The sequence below is a fragment of the Marinobacterium sp. xm-d-579 genome (assembly GCF_013282935.1).
Taxonomy (GTDB): Bacteria; Pseudomonadota; Gammaproteobacteria; order Pseudomonadales; family Balneatricaceae; genus Marinobacterium_E.
Map to the genome: position 1 here is coordinate 26,823 of NZ_WBYP01000006.1, position 789 is coordinate 27,611.

Annotated in this window: 1 protein-coding gene; it reads left to right on the plus strand. The window is 51.3% G+C overall.

Annotated features, from left to right (window positions below):
• Positions 1–221 precede the first annotated feature (221 nt).
• On the plus strand, positions 222–789 hold a 568-nt coding region (locus XMD579_RS11250), incomplete at its 3' end, for a hypothetical protein (protein ID WP_173482291.1).

Genomic DNA, 789 nt, shown 5'->3' on the forward strand with positions numbered 1-789 from the left:
ATGACCGTTCGGCTCATCTCTGCCATCTGCATTGTAGAAGAGAAGTCGTTTGCCCAGGGACTTTAAGGTCCGATAATTAGTTGAGACTATTCTGTCAATTTGTTATTGACACTTATGACATAAATTGTTTTCATGCACGATGGATGTATGTCTAATTTGTCACGGTTGTGACATTTAGGCCCAATTAATTGTCGAAGCTAAGCTTCGCAAGGGGAAACAAAATGGCTACGGTAATCTCTCAATTCAATGCAAGTCGTCTCTCAACCGGGGTCGGCGAGACGGTCTATATCACGGCTGGGTTTAGTGACACTGTCACGCTCAACGCGTCAGGAGGCAGCGCACCATTCCTGGCGCTGTCAAACGGTGCGAATGCCCAACTGGATGTCGCACGCTCTGCGTTGGCGGGAGATGATGCCCTGGTGTTTGCGTACACCGTGGCGCCGAATGACTTTTCGATTACCGGACTGACCGTCAACGGTCTGTTCCTTGATGGCGCGTCGTTGACAGACAGCGTCGGCGAAGCGGTTGTCACGAAGGTGACATCGGGTGTCAATGAGTCAATCTATGTGTCAGGCAATAACGAAGTAGCCATCGTTAGCCAGGCCATCACCTCTGATGATCTTGTTTCTCCCCGCGTAGCCTCTGTAGATGTTGTCAGCGGCAACTACCTGCCTGGCGATAAAGTCACCCTGACTGTTGTGTTTGATGAAGCGGTCGGTGTGACACCGGGCGCGAAGCTGCCAACCCTGACGCTTATGAGCAACGGCGAAGTACTGGACGATGTCATCG